Raw genomic sequence first — 23,051 nt, 5'->3', positions numbered from 1 at the left:
GTATACCTTCCTTAGCCGCGGCCAGCGCCGGAGTAAGGCAGCAAGGCTACTTCACGCGCGTTCTTGATGGCCTGTGCGATCTTGCGCTGTTCCTGTACGGAAACACCGGTAACGCGACGGGCGCGGATCTTTCCGCGATCGGAAATGAACTTGCGCAGCAATGCTACGTCCTTGTAGTCGATGACAGTGATGTCAGCGGCCTTCAAGGGGTTGGACTTTGGTTTGGGCTTACGGAGTTCAGCCTTAGCCATCGTGGAGCTCCTTTATCAGGTGGAGCCCGCAGAATTTTCTGCGGGATGGTGAATAATTTTGTTTAGAAGGGTGGTTCGTCGGAACCCGGGTTGCCCCATCCGCCGTTGTTTCCTCCGGCAGGAGCACCCCATGGATCGTTCGCCGGTGCATTCCAGCCGCCGCCGGAGTTTCCGCCAGCGTTGCCGCCACCGAATCCACCGCCGCCGCCTTGGTTGCCACCGCTGAAGCCGCCGGCATTTGCGCCTGCGTTCTGTTGGCCACCAAAGCCACCACCACCGCCGGCGCCGGAGCGCTGGGTGCGGGTGACCTTTGCGGAAGCGTAACGCAGCGACGGGCCGATTTCATCGACCTCAAGCTCGGTGACGTTACGCTTTTCGCCTTCCTTTGTTTCGTAGGAACGCGACTTGAGGCGGCCCTGGGCGATGACGCGCATGCCCTTGGTCAACGTCTCGGCGACGTTTTCGGCAGCCTCACGCCACACCGACGCACGGAGGAACAGCGTGTCGCCGTCCTTCCATTCATTGGTCTGGCGGTCGAAGGTTCGCGGGGTCGAAGCAATGGTGAAGTTCGCCACTGCCGATCCTGACGGGGTGAAACGCAGTTCCGGGTCAGCGGTCAAATTACCAATAACCGTAATGACTGTCTCGCCTGCCATTGGAGCCTCCTAAAGTGTTGTTCTACGAAGATCGAAGAGCAGAATTACTCTGCAACGACCTTTGCCTCTTCCGGGCGGGTGATCTTGGTGCGCATGATGGTCTCATTGAGGCCCAGCTGGCGATCAAGCTCTGCGGAAGTAGCGGGGGTGGCGGTGAAGTTAACTACCGCGTAAATGGCCTCATTCTTCTTCTGAATGTCGTAGGCCAGGCGGCGACGGCCCCAGATGTCAACGTTCTCGATGGTTCCACCATCGTTACGGACAACATCGAGGAACTTACCGAGGGTTGGTTCAACGGTTCGCTCGTCGACCTCGGGGTCGATCAGCACCATCAATTCATAAGCACGCATGTGAACCCACCTCCTTTGGGCTAAACGGTCACGGCATTTCCGCAACAGGAGGTTCTTTGCATTTGCTGTCGCCACAACCCGATTGCCGGGCGCGGCAGAAACAGCCTCAACCATTCTAGCGGAAAATCACTGCCGCGCCCGACTACGCCGGGTGCGGTGCATCACCCGGGCTCACCGCTCGGGGTCGATAAGCCCGTCGGCGCGAAGCAACGCCTCAAGCCGTTCGCCGAAGACCGGGGCCAGCGTCCGTACATAGGTGTCAGAGACATGGTGCTTGTCCCGGTATACCAACACGTTCCCGATGACGGCGGGGCAGAATCCGTCAGCGCAGAACTGGTCGGAGAAATCCAGCACCCCCGCACGTGGCTCCAACCCGGCCGCGGCCAGCGTGTAGTCATTGGCCTCAAAGGCCTCGGACACCGGGGCGCCGCAGGTGGCAAGTTCGTCCGGGTTCTGCGCCACGCAGTCCCGTGCATAGGACTTCGTTCCGGGTCGCGGGGTGTCGATGATCGGGTAGACCCGGATGCCGGCGTCCTCGAGCTTGCCCCAATACTCGGCGAAACCCTCTGCGGCCCCCTTTTCGAAGGTGGCCCCGGCCCAGTGGCTGGTCACCACCGCGTCCACGTCCCCGCGTTCCAGGATGCGCTCCAGCGTGTCCTCGTTTGCCTGGTGGCAGGAAATGCTGCCGTCGGCCTCGGCGGTGCGCTTGGTGGCGTTGAACGGGCAGGAGTTCTTCAGGTAGGTCAGCAGTGTCCAGCCCTGCTCCTTGGCGGTCTCTTCCATCGCCCGGTACCAATGCGTGGCATGCGAGTCGCCCACCAGGGCCACGGTCAGGGACCCGTCCTTGGCGCCCTTGGCGCATTCGACGGTGATAGGTGACTTCGGTTTTTGCACGCACTCTCCCAGGTCGGGCAGGTCGTGCTCTGCGTCGGCGGGGACCGGGACGATCTGTTTTTGGCCCTCCAGGTAGGCGGGGGCGCCGGCCGGGACCGACGCGGCGCCAAACCCTGCCGGAGGGGCGGCCAGCAGGGTGGCGACAGCGCGTTCCTGTGCGGCGATCTCGCGCTCGGCCAGCGTCCCGGGGGCCACCGCGAGTGCCGCGACCAGGACCAGGGCGGCCGCACCGGCACCCAGGGCACGCCAGTTCGAGGCGGCGAGCGGGGCCAGGGTCCGCACCGGGGTTTCGATCCAGCGGTGGCTGGCACCTGCAAGCAGCAGCGAAAGGACCAGCAACCCGATGCTCTGGGCGGGTCCCGGCTCGTCCTCGGCGAAGAACAGGAAGAAGGTGAGCGCCGGCCAGTGCCAGAGGTACAGCGAGTAGGACACGTTGCCCACCCATTGCACCGCGGGCAGTTCCAGGAGTTTTTGCGGGGCCAGGACTCCACTGGTCTGGCCGGCCAGGATCACCGCCAGGGTTCCGGCGACCGGAAGCGCTGCCGACAGCCCAGGGAAGGGTGTGCCGGCATCGAAACCGAAGGCTGCCGCCGCGATGGCTGCAAAGCCGCCCCAGGCCAGCGCCGTCCGCACGCCGGGGACATCGAGCCATCGAGCGCCGCGTGCCGCCAGCCCGGGTTCGGGCGGGGCGAGCAGCAGCGCCAACAGGCCACCGGCGGCCATTTCCCAGACGCGGGCGGGGGTGATGAAGTAGGCCGCAGGATTTCCCGAACCCACCAGCACCATCGAGTAGGCCAACGAGGCGATGATGACGATGCCGAAGACCAGCAGGAGAGCGGTGCGGGGAAGGCCGCCGCTGGTTTCCCGGCGGCCGACGCGTTCCCGGGCCCCGATGCCACGCAGCGACCGGGCCACCCATACGGCCAGCAGCACCAGCAACGGCCAGACGAGGTAGAACTGCTCCTCCACCCCCAGGGACCAGAAATGTTGCAGCGCGGTCGGCTCTGCATCGGAGGCAAGGTAGTCCACGGCATCGGCGGCCAGCACCCAGTTCTCCACCGAGAACGCCGAGGCAAGGGCCGCGGTGCCCACGGTCTTCCATTGCGTGGCCGGCAGGAAGGCCATGGTGGCAGCCAGCACCGCGAGGATCACCGCAAACGCGGCGGGCAGGATCCGCCGGACCCGGGCCGCCCAGAAGCCCGGCAGGTCAATGCGACCGGTCTTGCGGACCTCGCGCAGCAGGTGCCCGGTGATCAGGAAACCGGAGATCGCGAAGAACACGTCGACGCCGATGAAACCGCCCGGGACCAGGCGTGGTTCGAGGTGGTAGGCCACGACCAGCAGCACGGCCACGGCGCGCAGCGACTGGACCTCGGGCAGGAAACGGCGTGGTGGCTTCGGTTCGGCAATCATGTCCGCGAGCAAAGCACGGACCGGTTAACAGCGGGTAACCACCCGGTGTTAACCGCGCGTTTCCCGGCGAACTCTCAGGCTGCGAAGAACGCCTCGGAGATCTTCGCCAGGCGCAGCGGATCGGCCACGCCGCACATCTCGCGCGCCGAGTGCATCGACAGCAACGGGATTCCCACATCCACCGTGCGGATGCCCAGCCTGGTGGCGGTCAGCGGGCCGATGGTCGACCCGCACGGCATCTGGTTGTTGGACACGAATTCCTGGTACGGGACATCTGCCTGCGCGCACAACCTGGCGAAGAGCGCGGCTCCCACCGCGTCGGTGGCGTAGCGCTGGTTGGCGTTGATCTTCAGCAGCGGACCGGCCCCCAGCAGCGGGCGGTTGGCCGGATCGTGGCGTCCCGGGTAGTTCGGGTGCACCGAGTGCCCGGCATCGGCCGAGAGGCAGACCGAGTCGGAGTAGGCGCGGTTGCGGTCCTGGGTGTCGGCGCCCAGTCCGTGCCCGATGCGCTCGAGCATGTCGGCTAGGAACGGGCCGGATGCCCCGGAACGGGAGGCCGAGCCGATCTCCTCGTGGTCGAAGGCGGCGAGCACGGCGATGTGTTCGCCGGTGCCCGCGGCCGCGTGGTGCACCAGGGCGGTGAGCGAGGCGTGCACGGAGGAGAGGTTGTCCAGGCGCCCGGAAGCGAAGAACTCATTGGAGCCCCCGAAGACCTCGCCGCGCTGCGCATCGGCGACCACCACGTCGTAGCCGCCGATTTCCGCCGCATCCACGCCGGCCGATTCGGCCAGCACCGCCAGCACGTCGGCCTCTGCCGGGTTCCCGATCCCCCACACCGGGTTCATGTGCTGTTGTTTGTCCAGGGTGAGACCGTCGTTCACGGTCCGATCCAGGTGGATGGCCAGCTGCGGGAAGCGCAGCATCGGGGCGGTGCGCGCCAGCGCCTCGGTTCCGTCAAGCAGCACCAGGCGTCCGGCGAGCAGCAGCTCGCGGTCCAGCCAGGAGTTCAGCAACGGGCCGCCGTAGACCTCCACTCCCGCCTGCAGCCATCCGTGGGCCCCCGTGGTGGGCTTGGGCTTGAGCTTGAAGGAGGGCGAATCGGTGTGTGAGCCCACGATGTGGAAACCGGTGCTTGCGGTGGCGTCGACGGGCTGCACCCAGGCGATGATCGCCCCGTCGCGCTGCACGTAGTGCCCGCCGGGGCCCGGCTCCCAGGCCTCGGACTCCGAGAGCTCGGTGAAGCCGGCCGCGGCCAGCCGGCGCGCCGCCTCGGCGGCGGCGTGGAAGGAGGACGGCGAGGCGGCGACGAAGGCGGACAGGTCGTTGATGTGCTCGATGGCTGCGCTGGACATTCAAGGTTCCCTTGGACTCGTGGGCATGCGGGTGTGGTGCGCGGGCCGGACCGGGGTGGGCGGCCGGGGCACCCTAGGTGCGGGTGCGGAGCAGTGCCACCACGAGGGCGCCGACCCCAAGGACGATGCTAGCCCAACCGGGAACGGGCAGGGCGAAGAGCGTGAGCAGGAAGGCCCCAAGGACCCCCAGCACCACGGCCAGCAGCAGCCAGGGGCTGCGCAGGAATTCCGAGTTCATGGTCGCTTGTCCTTAGTAATCCAGGCCCTGGCTGGGGATGACCAGCCCGGTCTCGTAGGCGTAGACCACTGCCTGCACGCGGTCGCGCAGGTGCAGCTTGGTCAGGATTCGGCGCACGTGGGTCTTCACCGTGGCCTCGGAAAGGAAGAAGCGGTGCGCGATCTCTGCGTTGGACAGCCCCTCGGCCATGGCCCCAAGCACCTCCAACTCGCGCGGGGTCAGGTCCCCCAGCAGCGGGTCGCGTTCCGGTGCCGGGGAGCTGGAGCGGTTCGGGGCGCCGTCGCGCACGTAGGTTTCCAGCAGCCGGGCGGTGACCCGGGGTGCCACCACCGCGTCGCCGGAGGCCACCAGGCGCACCGCATTCACCAGTTCCTCGGGTGCCACGTCCTTGAGCAGGAAGGCGCTGGCCCCGGCCTGAAGCCCGGAGAACGCGTATTCGTCCAGGTCGAAGGTGGTCAGGATGATGATCTTCGCCTCGGGCAGTTCACGCACGATGCGGGCGGTGGCCTCGATGCCGTCCATGGTGGGCATGCGCACGTCCATGAGCACCACGTCGGGCTTGAGCTTGATGGCCTGCCGCACGCCGTCGGCCCCGTCGGAGGCTTCCCCGAGGATCTCGAGGTCGTCCTCGCCCTCGAGAATGAGCCGGAAGCCCATGCGCAGCAGCGGCTGGTCATCGACCAACAGCACCCCGATGCGGGCGGAGGAGGTGGAAGTGGCTTCGGACATGGGTGTTGTTCTCACGTTCCTTGGTGTTGGGACTTGGGGGTCGGGCGCTTGGCCTGGGACGTCGAGGAGTCCCCGGGACATGGGCTCTGGTGCGGCAGTTTGAGCCTGGCCACGACCGACCAGCCGCCGCGGGATGCGGGCCCGGCGTGCAGCGTGCCATCGAAGAGCGCTGCGCGCTCCTTCATGCCGCGGATGCCCTGGGCCGATCCGATCATCTCGCGACGCGCTTCCTGCTGCGTGCCGTCGTCGTGGATCCGCACCGTGACATCGTCGCGCAGCCGGTGCACGGTGACCTCCACCGCGCTCACGTTGCGCCCGTAGCGCAGCACATTGGTCAGGGATTCCTGGATGATGCGGTGGACGGTGAGCTGGAAGGTCGCGTCGTCCGGCAGGGCGGGACCCGACTGGGTGTAGCGCAGCGGCAGGCCGGCCACCTGGAAGCCTGCCAGCATCTCTTCGAGGGATCCGCCGGCGGGCTGCGGTTCCAGCGAGACCCCGTCCCCGGTGCGCAGTACCCCGATGACCCGCCGCATGTCGGCCAGGGCGCGGCGCCCGGTGCCGGAGAGTTCGCCCAGAACCTCCCCGGCCCGCGCCGGGTCGCGCTTGAGCACCACCGCTGCACCGTCGGACAGGGCGATCATCACCGAAAGCGAATGCGCGACCACGTCGTGCATCTCGCGGGCAATGCGGGTGCGTTCGCGCACCTGGGCCAGGGTCTGGACCCGCTTGGCCCAGTTGTCCAGCTCGGCCTCGTGCAGCCGGTTGTTGCGCACCGCCGCGCCGATGGCCACCGCCGCGGCGTTGGTGCCCAGCAGGAAGGCCAGGGACAGCGTGATCGTCAGGGTGCGCCCGCCGATTTCGGCCAGGGCAGCCTGGTCCTCCGGGGAATCGGTGAACATGGACGGCAGCCCCAGCATGACGAAAACCAGCCCCTGCAGGGCGGTGATCAGTGCGGTGAGCGCGAACATGCGCCGGGCGGCATATTTGGTGGATGCGGCATACAGTGCGATCCACAGGCCGGCGCTGCCGCCGAAATACGAGGAATCGAGCAGGGTCGCGACGGTCTCGAAGAGCACCACCACGATCAGCACGAACATGGGCCGGCTGCGGCGGAAGAACAGCGAGGCGCCGGTGAGCGCGAGCAACCCGAGGGTTGGCCAGTGGGACGCCAGCGCCGCCTCGGCCAGGCTCGGCCCGGTCAGCAGCAGGTACAGCAGCACCACGGCGGTGTCGACCAGTAGCGGCCGGCGGCGCATGAATCCGCGCAGCGGTCCGATGCGCTGTGCCGAGATCTCGGCAAGGCTCGACTCCGGGTCCCCGGAGTCGAGCGGCGCCGTGTTTTCACTCATGTCCCTGAGCCTATCGACCAATGGCCGGTTCTAGATATCGCGGCGCTGTAGCAACATTGCGGCGGCGGCCAGCGGGATGGCGATCCAGGCACCGACCACGAGGCCGGCGGCCCAGGTCTCCAGGGCCCCTTCGGCGCCTGGGATCTGCATCAGCGCGGTTCCGGCGTGGTCGGGGAGGAATCGAGCGGCATCGGCCAGCCATTCCACCATGCCTGAGAGCCCGTCGACGGTGATGGGAAGCACGAAGAAGAGGGCTGCAAGCACCACGATGCCGCCGGCGGAATTCCTCAGCATCGCACCCAAGGCCAGGCCGATCAGCGAGACCATCACGACGTAGAGCACCCCGAACCAGAGGTTGCGTACGAAGGCCTCGGAGGCGAAGTCCAGCGGAAGGTTGTAGTTGTCGGCGATCGGCTTGGTGACCAGGAAAGCGGACAGGATCGATGCCAGCGCGACGAGTGCCGAAACGATGGTGACCATCAGGGCCTTGGCCCAGAACACCGGCTGCCGCGTGGGAGTCGCCACGAAGGTGGAACGGGCCGAGCCCGTCGCGAACTCGGAACTCATCACCATGACGGCGAGTGCGCCGATGATCAACTGGGCAACCATCAGCCCGCTGACAGGCAATGAGGCGGCAAGGACATTCATGTCCCCCATCTGCGCCGCCATTTCCGGTTCGGACGCCATGGCCTCCAGGGATGCACCGACGCCCCAGGTGCCGAGCGCGGCGATCCCCGTCATGGCCACGAAGGTGGCCATGACCAGGATCAGCGTGGAGGGCAGCGAGAAGAACTTGATGAACTCGCTGCGCAAAACGCCGGCGAAGCTGAGCTTTCCGCCACCGGCGGCACCGGGTGCGGCGGTACGTGGTCGTTTCATGGTCGTGGTGCTCATGGCTGGTCCTGCTTTCCGGTGGTCGCGGCGGCAAGCTCGTTGCCAAGGTGGGAGTGGTACTCGACCTCGTCCTGCGTCAGCGCCATGTAGGCGGCTTCGAGGGACTGCTGGATGGGCGTCAGCTCGTGGAGCAGGATCTGCAATTCCATCGCGCGCGTTGCAATTGCCCGGCCATCGAGTCCGACGACCTGGATGGTTTGCGCATCGACTCGGGTCAGGTGAACGTCCTGCGCGGCCAACGCATTCATCAGGTCCTCGGCCGAATCGGTCTTGACCTTGCAGGTGGGCACATTCGCCCCGTCAATGATTTGCTCGATCGGGGCATCGGCGAGGATCCGGCCGCGGCCGATGACGATGAGGTGGTCGGCGGTCAACGCCATCTCGCTCATCAGGTGCGAGGAGATGAACACCGTCTTGCCCTGTGCCGCTTGGTGGCGGGCGAGGTTCCGGACCCACAGCACGCCCTCCGGGTCCAGGCCATTGACCGGTTCATCGAGGATCAGCGTCTGCGGGTCGCCCAGCAGTGCCACGGCGATGCCCAGGCGCTGGCCCATCCCCAGGGAAAAGCCGCCGACCTTCTTGGTCGCGACGGAACCGAGTCCGGTGAGCTCGATGACCTCGTCGACGCGGGTATTGGGGATCGAGTGGGTCGCGGCAAGGGCCCGCAGGTGGGTGCGCGCGCTGCGCGACCGGTGGACGGACTTGGCTTCGAGCAGGGCGCCGACCTCGCGCAACGGCGCATGGTGTTCGGCGTACCTGCGGCCGTTCACGCTCACGCTGCCGAAGGTGGGCCGGTCGAGGCCGACGATCATGCGCATGGTGGTGGATTTTCCCGCGCCGTTCGGGCCGAGGAATCCAGTGACCTTGCCTGGCTGGACGGTAAAGGAGATCCCGTCCACCGCACGCTTGGTGCCATAGTTCTTGGTCAGTGCCGTTGCTGTGATCATGTCTTCAACGTTACGGAGGACCGCCTCCGCGGTCGCCGCCCAAGCGGATGATCTTCACGGAATCGACAGTCACTCTTTCGGCGTACGGGTTTACCCTGAGGGATCCCGGGGCCCAGGCGCTGGTGCCGCCCGACGAGGGCCTGGGATCAGCCGGCCTGGGCCCGCTCCAGCTTGCGGGCGTACGCCCGGGCCGCGCGCACGCGGTCGCCGCAGCGGGTGGAGCACCAGCAGCGCCGGGCGTGCGTCCGCAGCAGGAACCGGTCGCAGGAGCTGGCCTCGCATTGTGCGATCAGCTCGGCCTGGCCGCCGGTCAGCAAGGCGGCCGCGTCCTCCGCGATCTGGGCCATGGCGTGTTCGACCAGTTGGGTCACGGGATGTCGCAGGACCCTGCGCAGTCCGCTGCCGGTGTCATACTGCAGCAGCGGTGCGCTGGGCACCTTCACCAACGCCTGGTTTACGCTCTCCACTGCCTCCGGCGCCGGAGCGCCGCCCGCCACCCGGGCGGTGAAGAGGGTGCGCAAATTTCCGCGCAACCTCGTCAGCTGGTCCTGGCAATAGGCCAGCAGGGCGGTTTCGGCCGGAACCAGTCGCTGTCCGACGAGCCACGCGGTGGCTTCGGCCGGGCTCCCCAGGTCGTCCGCCACGCGTCCGCCGGGAAGGCTCACGACGCTATTGACCAGGGCGAGGCTCGGGTGGTCGTCGGCGCCGGGCGCGGGGGGAAGCGGGATCCTTGACATAGATCTCATGTTACCAGCTGTATTTTCCCGTGATAAGCCGGTAGGCTGACTATCACGCCTATCTGATACTTCTTCCGTGATAATTGAGAGAGAACCCATGAACCAGTCACGCCCCCTGGGCAACGCGCCCTTCGTCCTTTCGGTGCTCGATAATGCCATCACCGGTGTCGGGCAGACGGCGCAGGAGACCTTCGAGGAGATCATCGCACTGGCGCAGTTGGCCGAGAAGCGCGGCCTCGAGCGCTTCTGGATGTCCGAGCACCACGCCATGCCCGGTGCCGTGACCTCCTCGCCCCAGCTGATGGTGGCCCGCCTGACCGGCGAGACGCAGCGCATCCGGCTCGGGGCCGGTGGCGTCATGCTGCCCAACCACTCACCCTTGGTGATCGCCGAGCAGTTCGGCATGCTCGAGTCGCTCGCCCCGGGGCGCATCGACCTCGGCCTGGGCCGCGCGCCGGGAACCGACGGGCAGACGGCGGCGGCACTGCGGCGGCGCCACAACGCCAACGACGACTTCCCCCAGCAGGTGCTGGAACTGCTCGGCTTCATCGAGGACGACTTCCCGCAGGGGCACCCGTACCGGGACGTCCACGCCGTGCCGGGTCCCTGGCTGGCGGAACAGAACCGGGTGCCGCGGCCCGAGACGAATCCCGAGGTCTGGATCCTGGGCTCCTCCCCGTACTCGGCGCAGCTGGCGGGCCAGCTCGGCCGCCCTTACGCCTTCGCCCTGCAGTTCGGCAGCGCCGACGTCGTCACGGCCATGCGGCTGTACCGCGAGAACTTCCGGCCCTCGGCGTTGCTGGACCAGCCCTACAGCCTGGTCAGCGTGGGCGCGATCGCCGACAACGACCCGGCCGAGGCGCGCCGCCAGTCCACGTCCACGGCGATGGCGATGATGCGCATGTTCCAGCGCAAGCCCTTTGCCATGCTGCCACCGGACGAGGTCGCGGCCTACCCGGCCAACGACCACGAACGCGCGATCCTCGAGGAATGGACCGACCGCACGCTCCACGGCACCGCCGCGGACGTGGCCCAGGGCCTGGAGCTGCTCCACCGCCAGACGGGGGTCGACGAAGTGATGCTCGTGGTCGGCGGCCACTCGCGCCACGCCCAGACCCGGACCGTGGAGCTGATCGCCGACCACTACGCCCTTCCCGTGTTGTAGTCCGGGACGCTAGCGGTCCTCGGATTCGAAGACGCAGAGCGCGACCTGGACGCGGTTGTCTGCGTCGAGCTTGTCCAGCACCCTCCCGATGTGGGTTTTCACCGTTGCCAGCGAGATGAACAGCTCCTCGGCGATTTCCTGGTTGGAGCTGCCGCGCGCCATCGCCGCGGCGATCTCGCGTTCCCGCTCGGTGAGCACAGCTAGCCTTTCGAGTGCTGCGTTGCGCCGGGTGGATTCCGGCCGCGAGCCGGCAACGGCGATGAGCTGCCTGGTCACCGACTCCGAGAGCATGGTGCGCCCGGCGGCAACCTGGTTGATCGCCTCCATGAGCTCGGCCGGCGGTGTGTCCTTGAGCAGGAAACCGCTGGCTCCCATCCTGAGCGCCGAAAGCACCATGTCGTCGGTGTTGAACGTGGTCAGGACGAGGATCTTTTGCTCCGGGCTGGCCCGCAGGATGGCCTCGCTTGCGGCCAGCCCGTCCATGACCGGCATCCGGATGTCCATGAGCACCAGGTCCGGTGACAGTTCCGCGACCATCGACACCGCCGAGCGGCCGTCGGCGCATTCGCCGACCACATCGATGCGCGGGTCGGATTCGAGGATCATGCGCAGTCCTGCCCGCACCAGGTTCTCGTCGTCGACCAGCATGATGCGAATCGACTCGCCTACTGTCCCCACGGCAGCCACACCTTCAGCACGAATTCTCCCTTGGTCCCCGGATCGATCTGCAGTTCCCCGCCGGCCAACCGCACCCTCTCGGCCAGGCCGGTCAGCCCCAGGCCCGAGCTGGGCAGGGACCCTGCACCCGAGACGAGGGACGGAACCTGGGTCAGTCGGTTGGAGACGCGCAGGGACAGCCGGTCCTCCGCGTGGCCTCCGATCTCCAGCATGACGTCTTGCCCGGGCGCGTGCCGGCGGGCATTGGTCAGCGCCTCCTGGACGATCCGGTACAGGTGGCGCCCGGTGGACTCGGACAGGACGTCCAGGCGTTCTCGCGTTTCCGCTTCCAGGACCAACTGGACTTCGGTGCCCACCGCACGGCTGGCATCCAGGATTTCCTGCAACTGCCCGAGGTTCGGCTGCGGCCTGGCCAATTCGCCGTCAAAGAGCGTGTTGGGGTCGCGCAGCATCCCCAGCACCTCGCGCAGCTCGCCCAGGGCCAGGTGGGAGTTTTCGCGGATGACGCCGGCCGTCTGCCTCGTTTGCTCCGGCGTCAGGTCGCTGCGGAATTCCAACGCCCCGGAGTGCAGGGCGACCAACGAGAGCCGGTGTGCCAGGACGTCGTGCATTTCGCGCGCTATGCGGGTGCGCTCGTCGGCCTTGGCCGCGTGGAGCTGTGCCTCCCGTTCGCGCTCGGCACTGTGCACTTGCCGGCGCAGGGAAACGGCGAGCTGCCGCCGACCCCCGACGTACATCCCCAAAAGCACCATCAACCCGACCATGACCAATGCCACGATGCCCACTTGCCACCAAGTGGTCGTGTCGTCTTCCGCCACCAGCTCGGCACCCACCAGGCACTCCCCCAGCGGCACGGCGGCCAGGAACATCGCCGAAATGCCCGCGATCTCCCAGGGCCTCCTCCGGGTGGCCAGGGAAATCACGCCCAGCACAGCGAACCCTGCGCCGATGGAGGACGGAATCGACAGCAGCACCAGGGCCGCCGAGATGGGCACCGGGTAGCGATGGCGGAAGGGATAGAGCAGCAGGGCGGCCAGCCCGCACAGCATGTCCAGGCCCACCAGCAGGCCCACCGCGTCCATGTCCGCCTCGGAGTCCGGCGAATACGATTCGTAGACAAAGGAAAAGAAGACGAATCCGAGCACGAGGCCCAGGCCCACGCGCCAGGCCTGGGACAGGAACCGGCGCAGTCGGGTGCGCGGGGCGGTCGGTTCGAGTTCCGTGGTCATGGGCTTAACGTTACCGGCGGGGCCCGTGGCCCGGTATCGACCGAAAGGACCACGTGGGACCGTCTTCCCGGCCGCGGAAAGATCGTCCCAATTGGCGAGGCGCCCGGGGCCCCTGGTGATACAGAATGGTGACATGAACACGATCCCGCCGCCGCAACTGCCCCCGGCACAGAACCCGCAGCCCGGCCAGCACCCAGCCCAATGGGTTCCGGTGCCCCCGGTCCCGGCCGAACCGCTGCCATTTCACCGGCTGGCCCGCACCTACTCCGCCTACCGCTGGTGGAAGACGCTGCTGGTGGGGCTCATTGCCCTAGGCCTGTACCTGGGCCTACTGCTGCTGGCTGCGATCGTCTTTGTCTTCGTCGCCATCGGAAACCCGGAACTGGAGAGTGCCGCCGACGAAGTCATGATATCCATCGATTCGATCGACATGTCCGACCCGTTCGTTTTTGTCATCTCCATGGTCTCCCTGATCCTGATGCTGCCGGTGATCCTGCTGGCAACCCGGATGATGAATGTCCAGAAGGTCGGATCGCTGACCTCGGTGGCCGGACGCATGCGCTGGGGCTGGCTGGGGCTGTGCGCGTTGGTTGCCCTCGGCGTGCTGGGGCTGAGCTTCGGCATCACCTTCGTCGTGGACGCCTTGTCCGGGCTCGGCTTCAGCCCGGATTTCAACGCCCCGGACATGTGGCTCTTGCTGGGGCTGACCATCCTGCTCGTGCCGTTTCAGGCCACCGCCGAGGAGTATGTGTTCCGCGGGTACCTGATGCAGCTGGTGGGCGGCTGGCTGCGCCATCCAGCCTTCGCAATCCTGTTGCCCATTCCCCTCTTCATGATGGGACATGCCTACGACATCTACGGTCAGCTGGATGTGGGTTTCTTCGCCCTGGCCGCAGGGTGGCTCACCTGGCGCACCGGCGGGTTGGAGGCCGCCATTGCCCTGCACGTGGTCAACAACTCCGCCATCTTCTCCCTGGGCGCCATCGGCCTGGTCGATGTCAGCGTCACCGAAAGCAACCTGCCCAGCCTCATCGCATCGATGGCCACCACGACGGTCTTCGTCCTGGTCATCGTCTGGCTGGCGAACAGGCGCAAGATCCAGCGGCTCAGCGTCCCGCCCGCGGCGGCACCGGCGATCGCCCCACCGGGTTATTGGGTGCAGCCCGGGGACGCACCGCGCCAGCCCTGAGCCGGGTTGCCGGGTTCGGCGGCGCATCCCGGTGTAGGTTTGGGCAAACATCGTTGAAAGGGTTCACCGTGAAGGCAACCGGCCGCAGCGCCCGCAGGACCTCGATGGCGATCCTGCCGCTGGCAGCAACGATGCTGCTGCTGGCCGGATGCGTTCCGTTGGACGGACCGGCGCCAACCCCCTCGGCGTCCGCATCGCCCTCGGCACCGGCCAAGAGAGCCGGAGGCGACCCGAACAATTGGGCGAGCTGCGAGCATCCGGTCATTACCTCGGGTCCACCTCGCGAGGAGGACTGGAGAATCATCGGAGCCATGGAACTGGACACGACCTCGGGTGGGAAGAAAACCACGCAATACCTCAGCGAGAGCTATGAAGCGACGATCAGTTGGGACGGGGCCGGCCCTTCCACCGGTAGGTTCACCGAGGATATCGGCGACACCATCGGCTACCCCACGCTGGGCGGCATTGAAGGGCTGGACGGCGTTGTGGAGTTGCTTGAGTCCATCGAGGAACCAACCAAGACACTGGGCTACCAGGCCGTAAGACAAGTCTCCGTGCCGATCACCCTGGAGTGCGGAAACCTCTCCGACCAGGGAAGGGTCAACAGCTGGAAAGACAAGGAGCGGGGAGTCTTCGATTGCTCGGAGAACGAGGGCGAGATCGTCGATTCCCCCATTCCCATGGCCCGGGATAAATACTGCCCCGAAAGCTGATCCCAGGCCCGCGCGCCGACGCCCCTGCCGACGCCAAGACGCTGCGCGTACGCTGGGGAGCGACAGTCGTTTTGAAGGAGGGCGCCGCCAAGGCGGCGTACCTGGTTCGGCCAGAAAGGGACCAAACATGGAGCATGCTCCGCGGCGATGGCGCCAAGCCCCCGTTCCTCTGCTGCTGGCACTGACGGGGGCGTTGGTCCTTGCCGGCTGCCAAGGCACCGGGTCCACGACCTCCACCCCGGACTCCTCGTCGGTGTCGGCCTCGACCTCCGTGCGCAGCGTGGTGATCATCGGCGATTCGCTGAGCACCGGTTTTGGCACCAGCGCCGAGAACGCCTGGCCGAACCTCATCGCCATGGCGCCCGGGGACGACTCGATGCAGCTGAATCTGCTCAACGCTGCGCAAAACGGCAGCGGCTATCTCAACGTCGGCGTCACCGGCTCCACCTTCGCCCTTCAGGTGGAACAGGCTCTGACACCGGACGCCGACCTGGTGGTGTTCTTCGGCTCAATAAACGATCTTCACCAAGACCCCACGGAGCTGGCGGCTGCCGTGGGCCGAACGTACGCGGCGGCCAGGGAGAGGGCGCCGCGCTCCGCATTCCTGGTGGTTGGGCCACCGGCGTACAGCACCCGGCCGGAGGCAAGGTTCCTGGCGCTGCGGGACGCGGTCAAACAAGAGGCGCAAGCCGCCGGGGCAATGTACGTCGATCCCATCGAACGGGGCTGGGTCGTCGCTGATGCCGAGCGATTCGTGGGCCCGGACGGACTGCATCCCTCGGTGGAGGGGCACCGCCACCTGCGGGAAAAGATGGAGGCGCTCATTCTCGGGGCGCTCAAGGGGCAGCCCGACGTCGCGGCCCGGTAGCCGGCCCACGATTCAGCGAATGACCCTGTTCGCCCGGGCCCTGTCGATGGCGGCGGTGCGGTTGTCCACCCCGAGCTTGTCGTAGATGTGGATCAGGTGCGTCTTGACCGTGGACTGGGAGATGAACAGTTCCGCGGCGATCTCCTTGTTGCTCCGCCCGCGGGCCAGCAGCTGCAGCAACTCGAGCTCGCGCGGACTCAGGTCGGTGGAGTTGGCACGGGCCTCGGGGGTCACCCTGGCGGCAAGGTCCGCCGAGAGCACCTGCTCCCCCATTGCGGCGGCCTCGACCGCCGCGAGCACCTCGGGCAGCGGGGCGTCCTTCAGCAGGTAGCCTGCCGCCCCGGCATCCAGCGCCGCCCGGATGTCGGCGTCCGAGTCGTAGGTGGTCAGGATCAGCACCGGCGGGCCGTTCTCGGCACGGATCTTCTTTGTGGCGGTGACACCGTCCATGCCGTCCATCTGCAGGTCCATGAGCACCACATCCACGCGCTGGCCCAAGGTCTTCAACCGCTCCAGCTGCGCCAGGGCCGCGGCCCCGTCGGAGGCCTCTGCCAGCACCGAGAGCCCGCCCTGTTCGGTGAGCACCGCGCGAAGGCCCGCCCGCACCACCGGGTGGTCATCGACCAGCATGATCTTCAGATTAGGCATCGTCCTGGCTTCCTTCCGTGGTGAAGGGGATGCGAACGCCCAGCACCGTTCCCTCCCCGGGGGTTGATTCGATCTCCAGGGAACCCCCCAGTAGTCCCAGGCGCTCGCGCAGCCCGGCCAGCCCATAGCCGGTGCCGTCGGCACGCGGCTCAAGAGGAAGTTGTGCGAGGTGCATGCCGTCCCCGTCGTCAAACACATCAAGGGTCACGGCATCCGGCAGGTACCCCAGGCTGAGGACAGCGCGTTTGGCGTGCGCGTGGGCAGCGACGTTGGCCAGCCCGGACTGGGCGGCGCGGATAAGTGCCGCGGAAACCTCGGCGGGAAGCGCGGTGGCCGGGCCGTCCTGCCGAAAGGTGATCTCGAAACCGCGGCCGGCTGCCGCCGCGGTGCGTTCGGTGGCGACACAGAGTCGGCGCAACTTTCCGACCAGGGAATGGGCTCCGTCGCCGGCCGTGGATAGGTCGGCCACGAAATCGCGGGCCTCGGCGAGGTTTTCGGCGGCGGTGGCGCCGATGGTTTCGAGGCGTTCGGCCGCAGCCCGGGTGTCCCCCGCCGCCAGGGCTGCCGTGGCGGATCGGGAAACCAGCACGATGCTGGAGAGCCCCTGGGCCAGGGTGTCGTGGATTTCGCGGGCCAACCGGGTGCGTTCGCCCAAGGTCCCCGCGCGGTGCTGTTCCTCGGCGAGCGCCGCCCGGGTGGCCCGCAATTCGTCCAGGGCAAGGCGCTGGTTAACGCCCTCGGTGTACAACGCCCGATAGGCCATGCCCATGATGACCGCGAAGATCGCCCCGACCATCGGTCCCAGGATCTGGGGAAGGGCGAGGGACCCGGAGTGGAACCATCCGGCCGCAACGACCGAGGCGGTCAGCAGCGCCACGGCGATCAGGGAATGGCGTTGGCCCAGGATGTGCAGGTGCAGGAAGAAGAGTGGGAACGCCAGCCAGGAATAGTCCGCGTGCAGGTAGAGCAGCACGAGCCACAACAGCACAACCCCTGCAAGCCACCAATTGGCCCAGCGCACGGTATTTGGCGCCCGTCCGGCGGAATGGCGCTTTTCCGCGATGGTTCCGGCCAGATACAGCGCTGCCAACAGACCGGTGAGGGCGATGGCCGTGATCAGCCGGAGCATCGTCGTTTCGGAAAGCAGCGCGCGCACCAGCCCGACGCCCAGCAACACGGCGAAGCCGACGTGCAGCCCCACGCGCAGAACGCGCAGCACCATCTCGCCGGCCGAGGCGGTAGGGGCATCTGCGAGGCTCGGCTCGGCCCCGAGGCTGGGTTGCGGGGCAGGATCTGTCACAACACCCAGCGTAGCCGCGCACCTTCACGGACCGGCTCCACCAAATGGTTGATCCCACGCTTCGTCTTGCTCGGGAAATGGCCCGAGCTCCCCCGGTTCATGGCGGAATCTAGTGAAGTCCAAGGATGTATAAGGGAGTATAGGTTTTTTCCTATTCTTTTTACCCGCGGATTCCCGCTGCCTACCTGTGGATCCCGAACTCGTGGTCAAGGGCGCTCAGCGCCGCAAGGTGGCCGCTCATTCCGTGCACCGACGGACCCGGCGGGGTTGAACTGGAAGCCAGATAGATCCCCTTGGCCCGGGTCCGCCACGGATCGGTGGACAGCGTGGGGCGGACCAGCATGCCGCGCATGTCGGTCGCCCCGCCCGAGAGGTCCCCGCCGACCAGGTTGGGGTTCTGAGACGCCAGTCCCGGCGCGGTAACCGCCTGGCTGTATTCGATGGTGTCGGTGAAGCCCGGGGCCACGGCCTCCAGTTGGCGGTCCATTACGGCGGTGAGGTCCGCGGGGTTTCCGTTGGGCACGTGGCAATAGGCCCAGAGCACGTGCTTGCCCTCCGGCGCCCGGCTTGCATCGAAGCGGCTGGGCTGGGAAACGATCGCGTAGGGCGCGCTCGAAACATCGGTGCGCACCCGGCGCTCCTCCCTCCCAATCTGCGCGGCGGTGCCACCCAGATGGATAGTGCCGGCATTGGCAAGCTCGGTGTTGCGCCACGGCACGGGTGCGTTGAGGACATAGTGGATGAGGCAGGACCCCGGAGCCCGGCGCGTGCCGGTGAGGATGTTCTTATATTTCTGCGGCAGCACCCGCCCGGCAATGGAGGCCAGTGCCTCCGGGGAGGTGTCGAAGAGGACTGTCTTTTCGGGGATCTGGGCCAGGTCGGTGACCTCGGTGTCCAGCTCGATGCTCCCCCCGGCCTCAACGAACATGCCGGCCAACGCATCGGCGATCGCCTGCGAGCCACCGATGGGGATCGGCCACCCCCCGGAGTGCGCAGCGGCAGCGAGGAAGAGACCGGCACCTGCGGTGGCGGGCCCGCGGCCGCCGCCGGCGGTGTGGGCTGCGCACCCGGCAATCATCGCAGCGGCGAGTTCGCCGGTGCCCAGGCCCGGGACCATGAGTTGGGCCGCGCGCAGCCCGAAGACCGTGAGTGCACCGAGTTGCCGCGGGAGGCGCAGCAGCGGATGCAGCAACAGGTCGGAGGTTGTTGCCATGCGCTCAACGACGGGCCCAAGGATTCTGCGGTAGCCGTTGCCGTCCGCGCCCAGCGCCTGAACGGTCCGTTCCAGGTCCCGCCAGGCAATTCCGGTCCGGCCGTCGGGAAACGGGTGGGCGAAGGAGATCTCCGGAACCACGAAGTCGACGCGGTCCCGCAGGCCGATCTCCGCAAAGAACGGGGAGAGCAGCGCCATCGGGTGCACCGCCGAGCCCAGGTCGTGGATTGCCCCGGGGTACCCCAGCCCCCTGGTGCGCGCGGCACCTCCCACGGTGTCGTTGCGCTCAAGGAGCCGCACCGAAAGCCCCGCCCTGGCCATCGTCAGGGCTGCGGCCAGCCCGTTGGGCCCGGCCCCGATCACCGCAACGTCATGCGCCATGCTTTGCTCCCAGAACGAACCGGTCTTTCGCCCCGGCAAAGGCACCTGCCTGCGGATCGGACTGCCCCACCCGGCGCACCGGGTCCAGCTCGGGGTCGTACATCGACTGGACCACCCGGTACATCAGGTACCCGGTGGCGATCATGTGCCCCAGCACGGCAAAGACGTAGAAGGAGGTGGGGAACGTGTTGGAGGCCTGGATGTCGGCGGTGGTGGCGTAGAGGTACATCCAGATCGCCCAGAAGTGCAGCACCTCGAAGAGTTGCCAGATGAGGAAGTCCTTCCACTTCGGCCAGGCCAGTGCCGCCAGCGGGATCAGCCACACCACGAATTGCGGCGAGTAGACCTTGTTGAACATGATGAAGGAGGCGACGATGAGGAACACCAGCTGGCTCAGCCGCGGGGCCACCGGGGCGTTGAGGCCGAGATAGGCAATGAAGGCACAGCTGGCCACGAAGAGCCCCAGGGCCAGGGCATTGATGGTGGCGGCATCCAGCTCCGCCATCTGCGGCACGACGCCGGCGGTGACGTTGAAGATGTGCCAGAAGGAGGACAGCCCCGCCCCGCGGTCCTCGGTGAAGGTGAAGAAGTGCTTCCACGCGTCGAAGTTCACGAGGGCCATGGGCAGATTCACCGCCAACCAGGCCAGGGCCGCCCCGGCCAGCGAGACGATGAGCGGCTTGTACCTGCCCGTGCGGATGGCCAGCACGATCACGGCGCCGAAGAAGAGCAGCGGGAAGACCTTGATCGCGGTCCCCACACCGATGAGCACCCCGGCCAGGAAAGTGTTTTGCCGCGAGAAGGCCAGCATCGCCAGTGCCAGGCACGCCACGGCCCACATGTCCCAGTTGATCGAAGCGGCAAGGATCATCCCCGGGGCCAGTGCCACCATGGCGGCGTCCCAGGGGCGGCGCCCGGCGGTCCGTGCGGTGGCCACGACGACGACGAGCCACAGGCCCGCCACCAGGAAGAGGTTTAGGTCGAAGAAGGCCAGCGACCTGTCGAATTCACCGGCCGGCACCAGGGCAGCGGTGAGCGAGGCGATGACTGACATCAACACGGGATATTCGAACTCGGCGCCGGCGGCGAAGGGGGCGAACGCGTTCTCGGCAAAGCCGCGGGCGTGGAAGAGTGCCGTCCAGTCCGAATAGCAGGCCCACGCATAGGGGTTGGTGCCGCCCCAGCCATTGAGCCTGCAGGCATTCTTCGCCAGAACCGCCAGCAACGCACCGATCACCGTGAGGATGACCAGCACGCGTTCGACGGTGAAGAACCCGGGGGCGATGCGCCCCGGGCTGGAGTGCCTGCCCAATGGCCCGCCAATGACCTCGGTGAACTTGCGCAGGAAGGCGTCGCTGCGGCTCGGCACGGTGATGCGCATCGGTGCGAGCCGTGGCTTCGACGGGCCCGGGGCGGGTGGTTGGCTCATGGCTTTTAGCCTAGTGCCCGGCGCCGGGAGGTGCGTGATGCGCGGTGGCGCACGGTGTTTCGCCCTTCCGCAGTGCCCTACTCGGCGCGGCCGGGGAATTGCGCGGCGAGCCGCTCGAGCGTCCGTTCCATGTTCGGCCCGGTTCTCCGGGTGAAGCCCAGGAGCCGAAGCATCCACTGGTGCCGCAGCCGGCTGGCGTCCCAGGTTTCGCTGACCAGTGTCCCGGACCCTTGGGGTTCGAGTTCATAGCGCCAGCGGTGTCCGCTGAAATGCCTCCATGCGATCGTCCGGTCCTGCTCGAATTCGACCACGGTGTTGCTGATGCGATAGGGAACGCCCAGACGCATCTGCATGCCGAATTCGCTGCCCAGGGTCAGTCGCTGTGACCGGCCGCTGGAGGCCCGCACCGTTCCGGAGCCGTCGATGACAGGGTGCATTTCGGGATTCGTGAGCAGCTCGAAGACCTCGTGCGGGGCAGCAGCGGGGATGAAGCGCCGGCGGGTCTGCAGGTAGCGGGAGTGACTCATCAGCCCATCCTATGCACTGCCCGCACCGCGCAGCGGCACATCGGGCCAGGACGAGAGGGCGGGGACCGGGTTTTGGTGGAATGCCGGTCTATGCCGGAGGTTTCCGGTGTGCCATTCTGGGTTGACCGGCACCACCAGGGAGAATTCCGATGAGCACTGGAACCACACCGGCCGGCCTCGGCCCGGAGACCGCCCAGGGCCTTTTGCTCGGCCCCATGCTCCGCCACGTGGACAACACCTCCGCCAGCCTCTGGGTCGAAACCGCCATGGCCTGCACCGTCGAGGTCCGCTGCGGCGCGGACTCCTGGCAGGCAGCGACGTTCGGTGCCCACGGCCACCACTACGCGCTGGTCGAAGTATCCGGGCTAAAGGCGGGAACCGTCCGTCCCTACACCGTGCACCTGAACGGAAAACGTGTCTGGCCCATCGAGGACGGGTTCCCCGACTCCATGATCGCCACCCTGGATCCGGCCAAGGAACCCCGGCTGGCCTTTGGATCCTGTCGCACCAGTGTCCCGCATGACGAAGCGGGCAATCGTACGCACGGGGTCGACGCAATGCGCGCCTACGCCCTCTCCATGGCCGGGCTCGAGCACGGCCGCTGGCCCGACCTGGCATTGTTCCTTGGCGACCAGGTCTACGCGGACTCCACCAGCCTGGAAATGCAGGAGTTCATCCGCAGGCGCCGCAACATCAAGGAAGCCCCCGGGGAAGAGCTGAAGGACTACGAGGAATACGCCCACCTCTATAGCCTGGCCTGGTCGGACCCGGCCAACCGCTGGCTTCTCTCCACGCTGCCCAGCGCCATGATGTTCGACGACCACGACATCCGCGACGACTGGAACTCATCCCTGGAGTGGAAACGTGAGATGCAGAAGACCGGCTGGTGGCACGAACGCATGGTTTCCGGGATCGGTTCGTACTGGATCTATCAGCACCTCGGAAACCTCTCCCCCGATCAGCGGGCTGCCGATCCGCTGTGGCGGCGCATCGCTGCCCACACGGGAACCGGCGAGCTGGACCTGACCGCCGAGCTGGACGAATTCGCCGAGCGCGTCGACGCGGAACCCGAAAGCCACAGTTGGAGCTACTGCCGGGACTGGGATGCGGTGCGCCTGATCGTGGTTGACTCCCGGGCCGCACGCACCTTGGACCCCGGCCGGCGTGCCCTGCTCGACCCGACTGAACTTGCGTGGCTTGATGGGCGGATGCGCGGCGGCTTCCGCCACCTGCTGATCGGCACCTCGTTGCCCTTCCTGCTGCCCATGGGCCTGCACCACGTGGAATCCTGGGATGAGGCCATCTCCAGCGGAAGCCGCAGAAGCCTGCGGGGCTGGCTGGGCGAGCGGTTGCGCAGGACCTTCGACCTTGAACATTGGGCGGCCTTCCAAAGCAGCTTCCAGGAGGTCGCCCGGTTTGCCACGGAGGTCGCCGACGGCAAGCGCGGACCGGCCCCGCAGACCGTCACGTTCCTCTCCGGGGATGTGCACTTTTCCTACGTTTCCGAAGTCGAACGACAGGGCGGCAGCAGGATCCTGCAGGCCGTGTGTTCCCCGATCCGCAACCCGCTGCCCCGGTTCCTGCGGTACTTTGCCGCAGCCTTGGCGCTGGGTCCCGCGGTCCCCTTCGGGGCCTGGATGGCGAGCCAGGCGCACGTGCCCAACCCCCCGTTTGCCTGGAGCGGCATCAAGGGGCCGTGGTTCGACAATTGCCTGGCCATCATTGAGGCCACCGGCGACGGACTGGAAATCAGCTGGGTCACCGGGGTGGTCCGGGATGGGGACCATATGCATCCGAGGTTGGACACCGTGGAGGTTGCCTCGCTTCGGGCGCGCGGGGACCACACGCATTCGCCGGAATCGTAAACGGGGCGGGGATCTCCAGGGCACCGCCCTGCCGGC

Annotated in this window: 23 protein-coding genes; 5 read left to right on the top strand and 18 right to left on the bottom strand. The window is 67.1% G+C overall.

Annotated features, from left to right (window positions below; translation table 11 throughout):
- Positions 1-11 precede the first annotated feature (11 nt).
- The 11 genes from rpsR to Q2T94_RS08380 all read right to left on the bottom strand — a co-directional run bounded on the left by rpsR (position 12) and on the right by Q2T94_RS08380 (position 9,819).
- Positions 12-251, bottom strand: coding sequence for a 30S ribosomal protein S18 (gene rpsR, locus Q2T94_RS08430; protein ID WP_007269381.1), 240 nt, complete (start codon positions 249-251; stop codon positions 12-14).
- Between the two features lie 62 nt (positions 252-313).
- On the bottom strand, positions 314-907 hold the full coding sequence (locus Q2T94_RS08425; RefSeq protein ID WP_264271125.1) for a single-stranded DNA-binding protein: 594 nt from the start codon (positions 905-907) through the stop codon (positions 314-316).
- A 44-nt stretch (positions 908-951) separates the two neighbouring features.
- Positions 952-1,257: a 30S ribosomal protein S6 gene (rpsF, locus tag Q2T94_RS08420; RefSeq protein ID WP_071213679.1), complete on the bottom strand. Its 306-nt coding sequence runs from the start codon at positions 1,255-1,257 to the stop codon at positions 952-954.
- Between the two features lie 171 nt (positions 1,258-1,428).
- A complete protein-coding gene (locus Q2T94_RS08415; protein WP_302263658.1) occupies positions 1,429-3,564 on the bottom strand; it encodes an acyltransferase family protein in 2,136 nt (711 codons plus the stop codon).
- A 74-nt stretch (positions 3,565-3,638) separates the two neighbouring features.
- Positions 3,639-4,916, bottom strand: a complete 1,278-nt coding sequence (locus tag Q2T94_RS08410) for a M18 family aminopeptidase (RefSeq protein WP_302263657.1) — start codon at positions 4,914-4,916, stop codon at positions 3,639-3,641.
- 73 nt (positions 4,917-4,989) lie between these two features.
- The gene (locus Q2T94_RS08405; protein ID WP_264271122.1) at positions 4,990-5,154 is read right to left on the bottom strand and encodes a hypothetical protein; all 165 of its coding nucleotides are present in this window, start codon (positions 5,152-5,154) and stop codon (positions 4,990-4,992) included.
- Positions 5,155-5,166: 12 nt separating this feature from the next.
- Positions 5,167-5,883 (bottom strand): response regulator, encoded by a 717-nt coding sequence (locus tag Q2T94_RS08400; protein ID WP_302263656.1) that lies wholly within the window; start codon positions 5,881-5,883, stop codon positions 5,167-5,169.
- An 11-nt stretch (positions 5,884-5,894) separates the two neighbouring features.
- Positions 5,895-7,232, bottom strand: coding sequence for a sensor histidine kinase (locus Q2T94_RS08395; RefSeq protein WP_302263655.1), 1,338 nt, complete (start codon positions 7,230-7,232; stop codon positions 5,895-5,897).
- A gap of 30 nt (positions 7,233-7,262) precedes the next feature.
- Positions 7,263-8,126 carry an ABC transporter permease gene (locus Q2T94_RS08390; protein ID WP_264271119.1) on the bottom strand — a complete coding sequence of 288 codons (864 nt, stop codon included), beginning with the start codon at positions 8,124-8,126 and terminating at the stop codon, positions 7,263-7,265.
- Entirely contained in the window at positions 8,123-9,073 is a 951-nt protein-coding gene (locus Q2T94_RS08385) for an ATP-binding cassette domain-containing protein (RefSeq protein WP_302263654.1), read from the bottom strand. Before Q2T94_RS08385 ends, Q2T94_RS08390 begins: the two co-directional genes overlap by 4 nt.
- Positions 9,074-9,219: 146 nt before the next feature.
- Complete coding sequence (locus tag Q2T94_RS08380) at positions 9,220-9,819, bottom strand: CGNR zinc finger domain-containing protein (RefSeq protein WP_302263653.1); 600 nt, start codon at positions 9,817-9,819, stop codon at positions 9,220-9,222.
- 88 nt (positions 9,820-9,907) lie between these two features.
- Between Q2T94_RS08380 and Q2T94_RS08375 the strand changes: the two genes are divergently transcribed.
- Positions 9,908-10,975, top strand: a complete 1,068-nt coding sequence (locus tag Q2T94_RS08375; RefSeq protein WP_302263652.1) for an LLM class flavin-dependent oxidoreductase — start codon at positions 9,908-9,910, stop codon at positions 10,973-10,975.
- Positions 10,976-10,984: 9 nt separating this feature from the next.
- On the opposite strand, the gene Q2T94_RS08370 is transcribed toward Q2T94_RS08375, so the two are convergent.
- Positions 10,985-11,653 carry a response regulator gene (locus Q2T94_RS08370; protein WP_302263651.1) on the bottom strand — a complete coding sequence of 223 codons (669 nt, stop codon included), beginning with the start codon at positions 11,651-11,653 and terminating at the stop codon, positions 10,985-10,987.
- The gene (locus Q2T94_RS08365; protein WP_302263650.1) at positions 11,641-12,882 is read right to left on the bottom strand and encodes a sensor histidine kinase; all 1,242 of its coding nucleotides are present in this window, start codon (positions 12,880-12,882) and stop codon (positions 11,641-11,643) included. Before Q2T94_RS08365 ends, Q2T94_RS08370 begins: the two co-directional genes overlap by 13 nt.
- Before the next feature lie 133 nt (positions 12,883-13,015).
- Here Q2T94_RS08365 and Q2T94_RS08360 point away from each other — a divergent pair, with 133 nt between their 5' ends.
- The 3 genes from Q2T94_RS08360 (at position 13,016) to Q2T94_RS08350 (ending at position 15,652) form a co-directional block, all read left to right on the top strand.
- Positions 13,016-14,071: a CPBP family intramembrane glutamic endopeptidase gene (locus Q2T94_RS08360; protein ID WP_302263649.1), complete on the top strand. Its 1,056-nt coding sequence runs from the start codon at positions 13,016-13,018 to the stop codon at positions 14,069-14,071.
- A 68-nt stretch (positions 14,072-14,139) separates the two neighbouring features.
- On the top strand, positions 14,140-14,784 hold the full coding sequence (locus tag Q2T94_RS08355) for a hypothetical protein (RefSeq protein WP_302263648.1): 645 nt from the start codon (positions 14,140-14,142) through the stop codon (positions 14,782-14,784).
- Positions 14,785-14,911: 127 nt separating this feature from the next.
- Positions 14,912-15,652: an SGNH/GDSL hydrolase family protein gene (locus Q2T94_RS08350; protein ID WP_302263647.1), complete on the top strand. Its 741-nt coding sequence runs from the start codon at positions 14,912-14,914 to the stop codon at positions 15,650-15,652.
- Positions 15,653-15,664: 12 nt separating this feature from the next.
- Here the strand turns inward: Q2T94_RS08350 and Q2T94_RS08345 are convergent, their stop codons facing one another.
- The 5 genes from Q2T94_RS08345 to Q2T94_RS08325 all read right to left on the bottom strand — a co-directional run bounded on the left by Q2T94_RS08345 (position 15,665) and on the right by Q2T94_RS08325 (position 21,150).
- A complete protein-coding gene (locus Q2T94_RS08345; RefSeq protein WP_302263646.1) occupies positions 15,665-16,300 on the bottom strand; it encodes a response regulator transcription factor in 636 nt (211 codons plus the stop codon).
- Positions 16,293-17,522 (bottom strand): sensor histidine kinase, encoded by a 1,230-nt coding sequence (locus tag Q2T94_RS08340; protein WP_302266384.1) that lies wholly within the window; start codon positions 17,520-17,522, stop codon positions 16,293-16,295. Before Q2T94_RS08340 ends, Q2T94_RS08345 begins: the two co-directional genes overlap by 8 nt.
- A gap of 259 nt (positions 17,523-17,781) precedes the next feature.
- Positions 17,782-19,194, bottom strand: a complete 1,413-nt coding sequence (locus Q2T94_RS08335) for a phytoene desaturase family protein (protein ID WP_302263645.1) — start codon at positions 19,192-19,194, stop codon at positions 17,782-17,784.
- Positions 19,184-20,623, bottom strand: coding sequence for a glycosyltransferase family 87 protein (locus Q2T94_RS08330; protein ID WP_302263644.1), 1,440 nt, complete (start codon positions 20,621-20,623; stop codon positions 19,184-19,186). The genes Q2T94_RS08335 and Q2T94_RS08330 overlap by 11 nt, the downstream gene beginning before the upstream one ends.
- A gap of 77 nt (positions 20,624-20,700) precedes the next feature.
- Positions 20,701-21,150, bottom strand: a complete 450-nt coding sequence (locus tag Q2T94_RS08325; protein ID WP_264271107.1) for an SRPBCC family protein — start codon at positions 21,148-21,150, stop codon at positions 20,701-20,703.
- A 149-nt stretch (positions 21,151-21,299) separates the two neighbouring features.
- Between Q2T94_RS08325 and Q2T94_RS08320 the strand changes: the two genes are divergently transcribed.
- Positions 21,300-23,015 carry an alkaline phosphatase D family protein gene (locus Q2T94_RS08320; protein WP_302263643.1) on the top strand — a complete coding sequence of 572 codons (1,716 nt, stop codon included), beginning with the start codon at positions 21,300-21,302 and terminating at the stop codon, positions 23,013-23,015.
- Positions 23,016-23,051: the final 36 nt, after the last annotated feature.

The sequence above is a fragment of the Paeniglutamicibacter sulfureus genome (genome assembly GCF_030512175.1).
GTDB lineage: Bacteria > Actinomycetota > Actinomycetes > Actinomycetales > Micrococcaceae > Paeniglutamicibacter > Paeniglutamicibacter sulfureus.
This window is presented reverse-complemented; position numbering and strand designations above follow the sequence as displayed.

What these genes read in the sequence shown, in the direction of transcription:
- rpsR (WP_007269381.1), bottom strand. Translation starts at nt 251, where the DNA reads ATGGCTAAGGCTGAACTCCGTAAGCCCAAACCAAAGTCCAACCCCTTG.
- Q2T94_RS08425 (WP_264271125.1), bottom strand. Translation starts at nt 907, where the DNA reads ATGGCAGGCGAGACAGTCATTACGGTTATTGGTAATTTGACCGCTGAC.
- rpsF (WP_071213679.1), bottom strand. Translation starts at nt 1,257, where the DNA reads ATGCGTGCTTATGAATTGATGGTGCTGATCGACCCCGAGGTCGACGAG.
- Q2T94_RS08415 (WP_302263658.1), bottom strand. Translation starts at nt 3,564, where the DNA reads ATGATTGCCGAACCGAAGCCACCACGCCGTTTCCTGCCCGAGGTCCAG.
- Q2T94_RS08410 (WP_302263657.1), bottom strand. Translation starts at nt 4,916, where the DNA reads ATGTCCAGCGCAGCCATCGAGCACATCAACGACCTGTCCGCCTTCGTC.
- Q2T94_RS08405 (WP_264271122.1), bottom strand. Translation starts at nt 5,154, where the DNA reads ATGAACTCGGAATTCCTGCGCAGCCCCTGGCTGCTGCTGGCCGTGGTG.
- Q2T94_RS08400 (WP_302263656.1), bottom strand. Translation starts at nt 5,883, where the DNA reads ATGTCCGAAGCCACTTCCACCTCCTCCGCCCGCATCGGGGTGCTGTTG.
- Q2T94_RS08395 (WP_302263655.1), bottom strand. Translation starts at nt 7,232, where the DNA reads ATGAGTGAAAACACGGCGCCGCTCGACTCCGGGGACCCGGAGTCGAGC.
- Q2T94_RS08390 (WP_264271119.1), bottom strand. Translation starts at nt 8,126, where the DNA reads ATGAGCACCACGACCATGAAACGACCACGTACCGCCGCACCCGGTGCC.
- Q2T94_RS08385 (WP_302263654.1), bottom strand. Translation starts at nt 9,073, where the DNA reads ATGATCACAGCAACGGCACTGACCAAGAACTATGGCACCAAGCGTGCG.
- Q2T94_RS08380 (WP_302263653.1), bottom strand. Translation starts at nt 9,819, where the DNA reads ATGAGATCTATGTCAAGGATCCCGCTTCCCCCCGCGCCCGGCGCCGAC.
- Q2T94_RS08375 (WP_302263652.1), top strand. Translation starts at nt 9,908, where the DNA reads ATGAACCAGTCACGCCCCCTGGGCAACGCGCCCTTCGTCCTTTCGGTG.
- Q2T94_RS08365 (WP_302263650.1), bottom strand. Translation starts at nt 12,882, where the DNA reads ATGACCACGGAACTCGAACCGACCGCCCCGCGCACCCGACTGCGCCGG.
- Q2T94_RS08360 (WP_302263649.1), top strand. Translation starts at nt 13,016, where the DNA reads ATGAACACGATCCCGCCGCCGCAACTGCCCCCGGCACAGAACCCGCAG.
- Q2T94_RS08350 (WP_302263647.1), top strand. Translation starts at nt 14,912, where the DNA reads ATGGAGCATGCTCCGCGGCGATGGCGCCAAGCCCCCGTTCCTCTGCTG.
- Q2T94_RS08345 (WP_302263646.1), bottom strand. Translation starts at nt 16,300, where the DNA reads ATGCCTAATCTGAAGATCATGCTGGTCGATGACCACCCGGTGGTGCGG.
- Q2T94_RS08340 (WP_302266384.1), bottom strand. Translation starts at nt 17,522, where the DNA reads ATGGTGCTGCGCGTTCTGCGCGTGGGGCTGCACGTCGGCTTCGCCGTG.
- Q2T94_RS08335 (WP_302263645.1), bottom strand. Translation starts at nt 19,194, where the DNA reads ATGGCGCATGACGTTGCGGTGATCGGGGCCGGGCCCAACGGGCTGGCC.
- Q2T94_RS08330 (WP_302263644.1), bottom strand. Translation starts at nt 20,623, where the DNA reads ATGAGCCAACCACCCGCCCCGGGCCCGTCGAAGCCACGGCTCGCACCG.
- Q2T94_RS08325 (WP_264271107.1), bottom strand. Translation starts at nt 21,150, where the DNA reads ATGAGTCACTCCCGCTACCTGCAGACCCGCCGGCGCTTCATCCCCGCT.
- Q2T94_RS08320 (WP_302263643.1), top strand. Translation starts at nt 21,300, where the DNA reads ATGAGCACTGGAACCACACCGGCCGGCCTCGGCCCGGAGACCGCCCAG.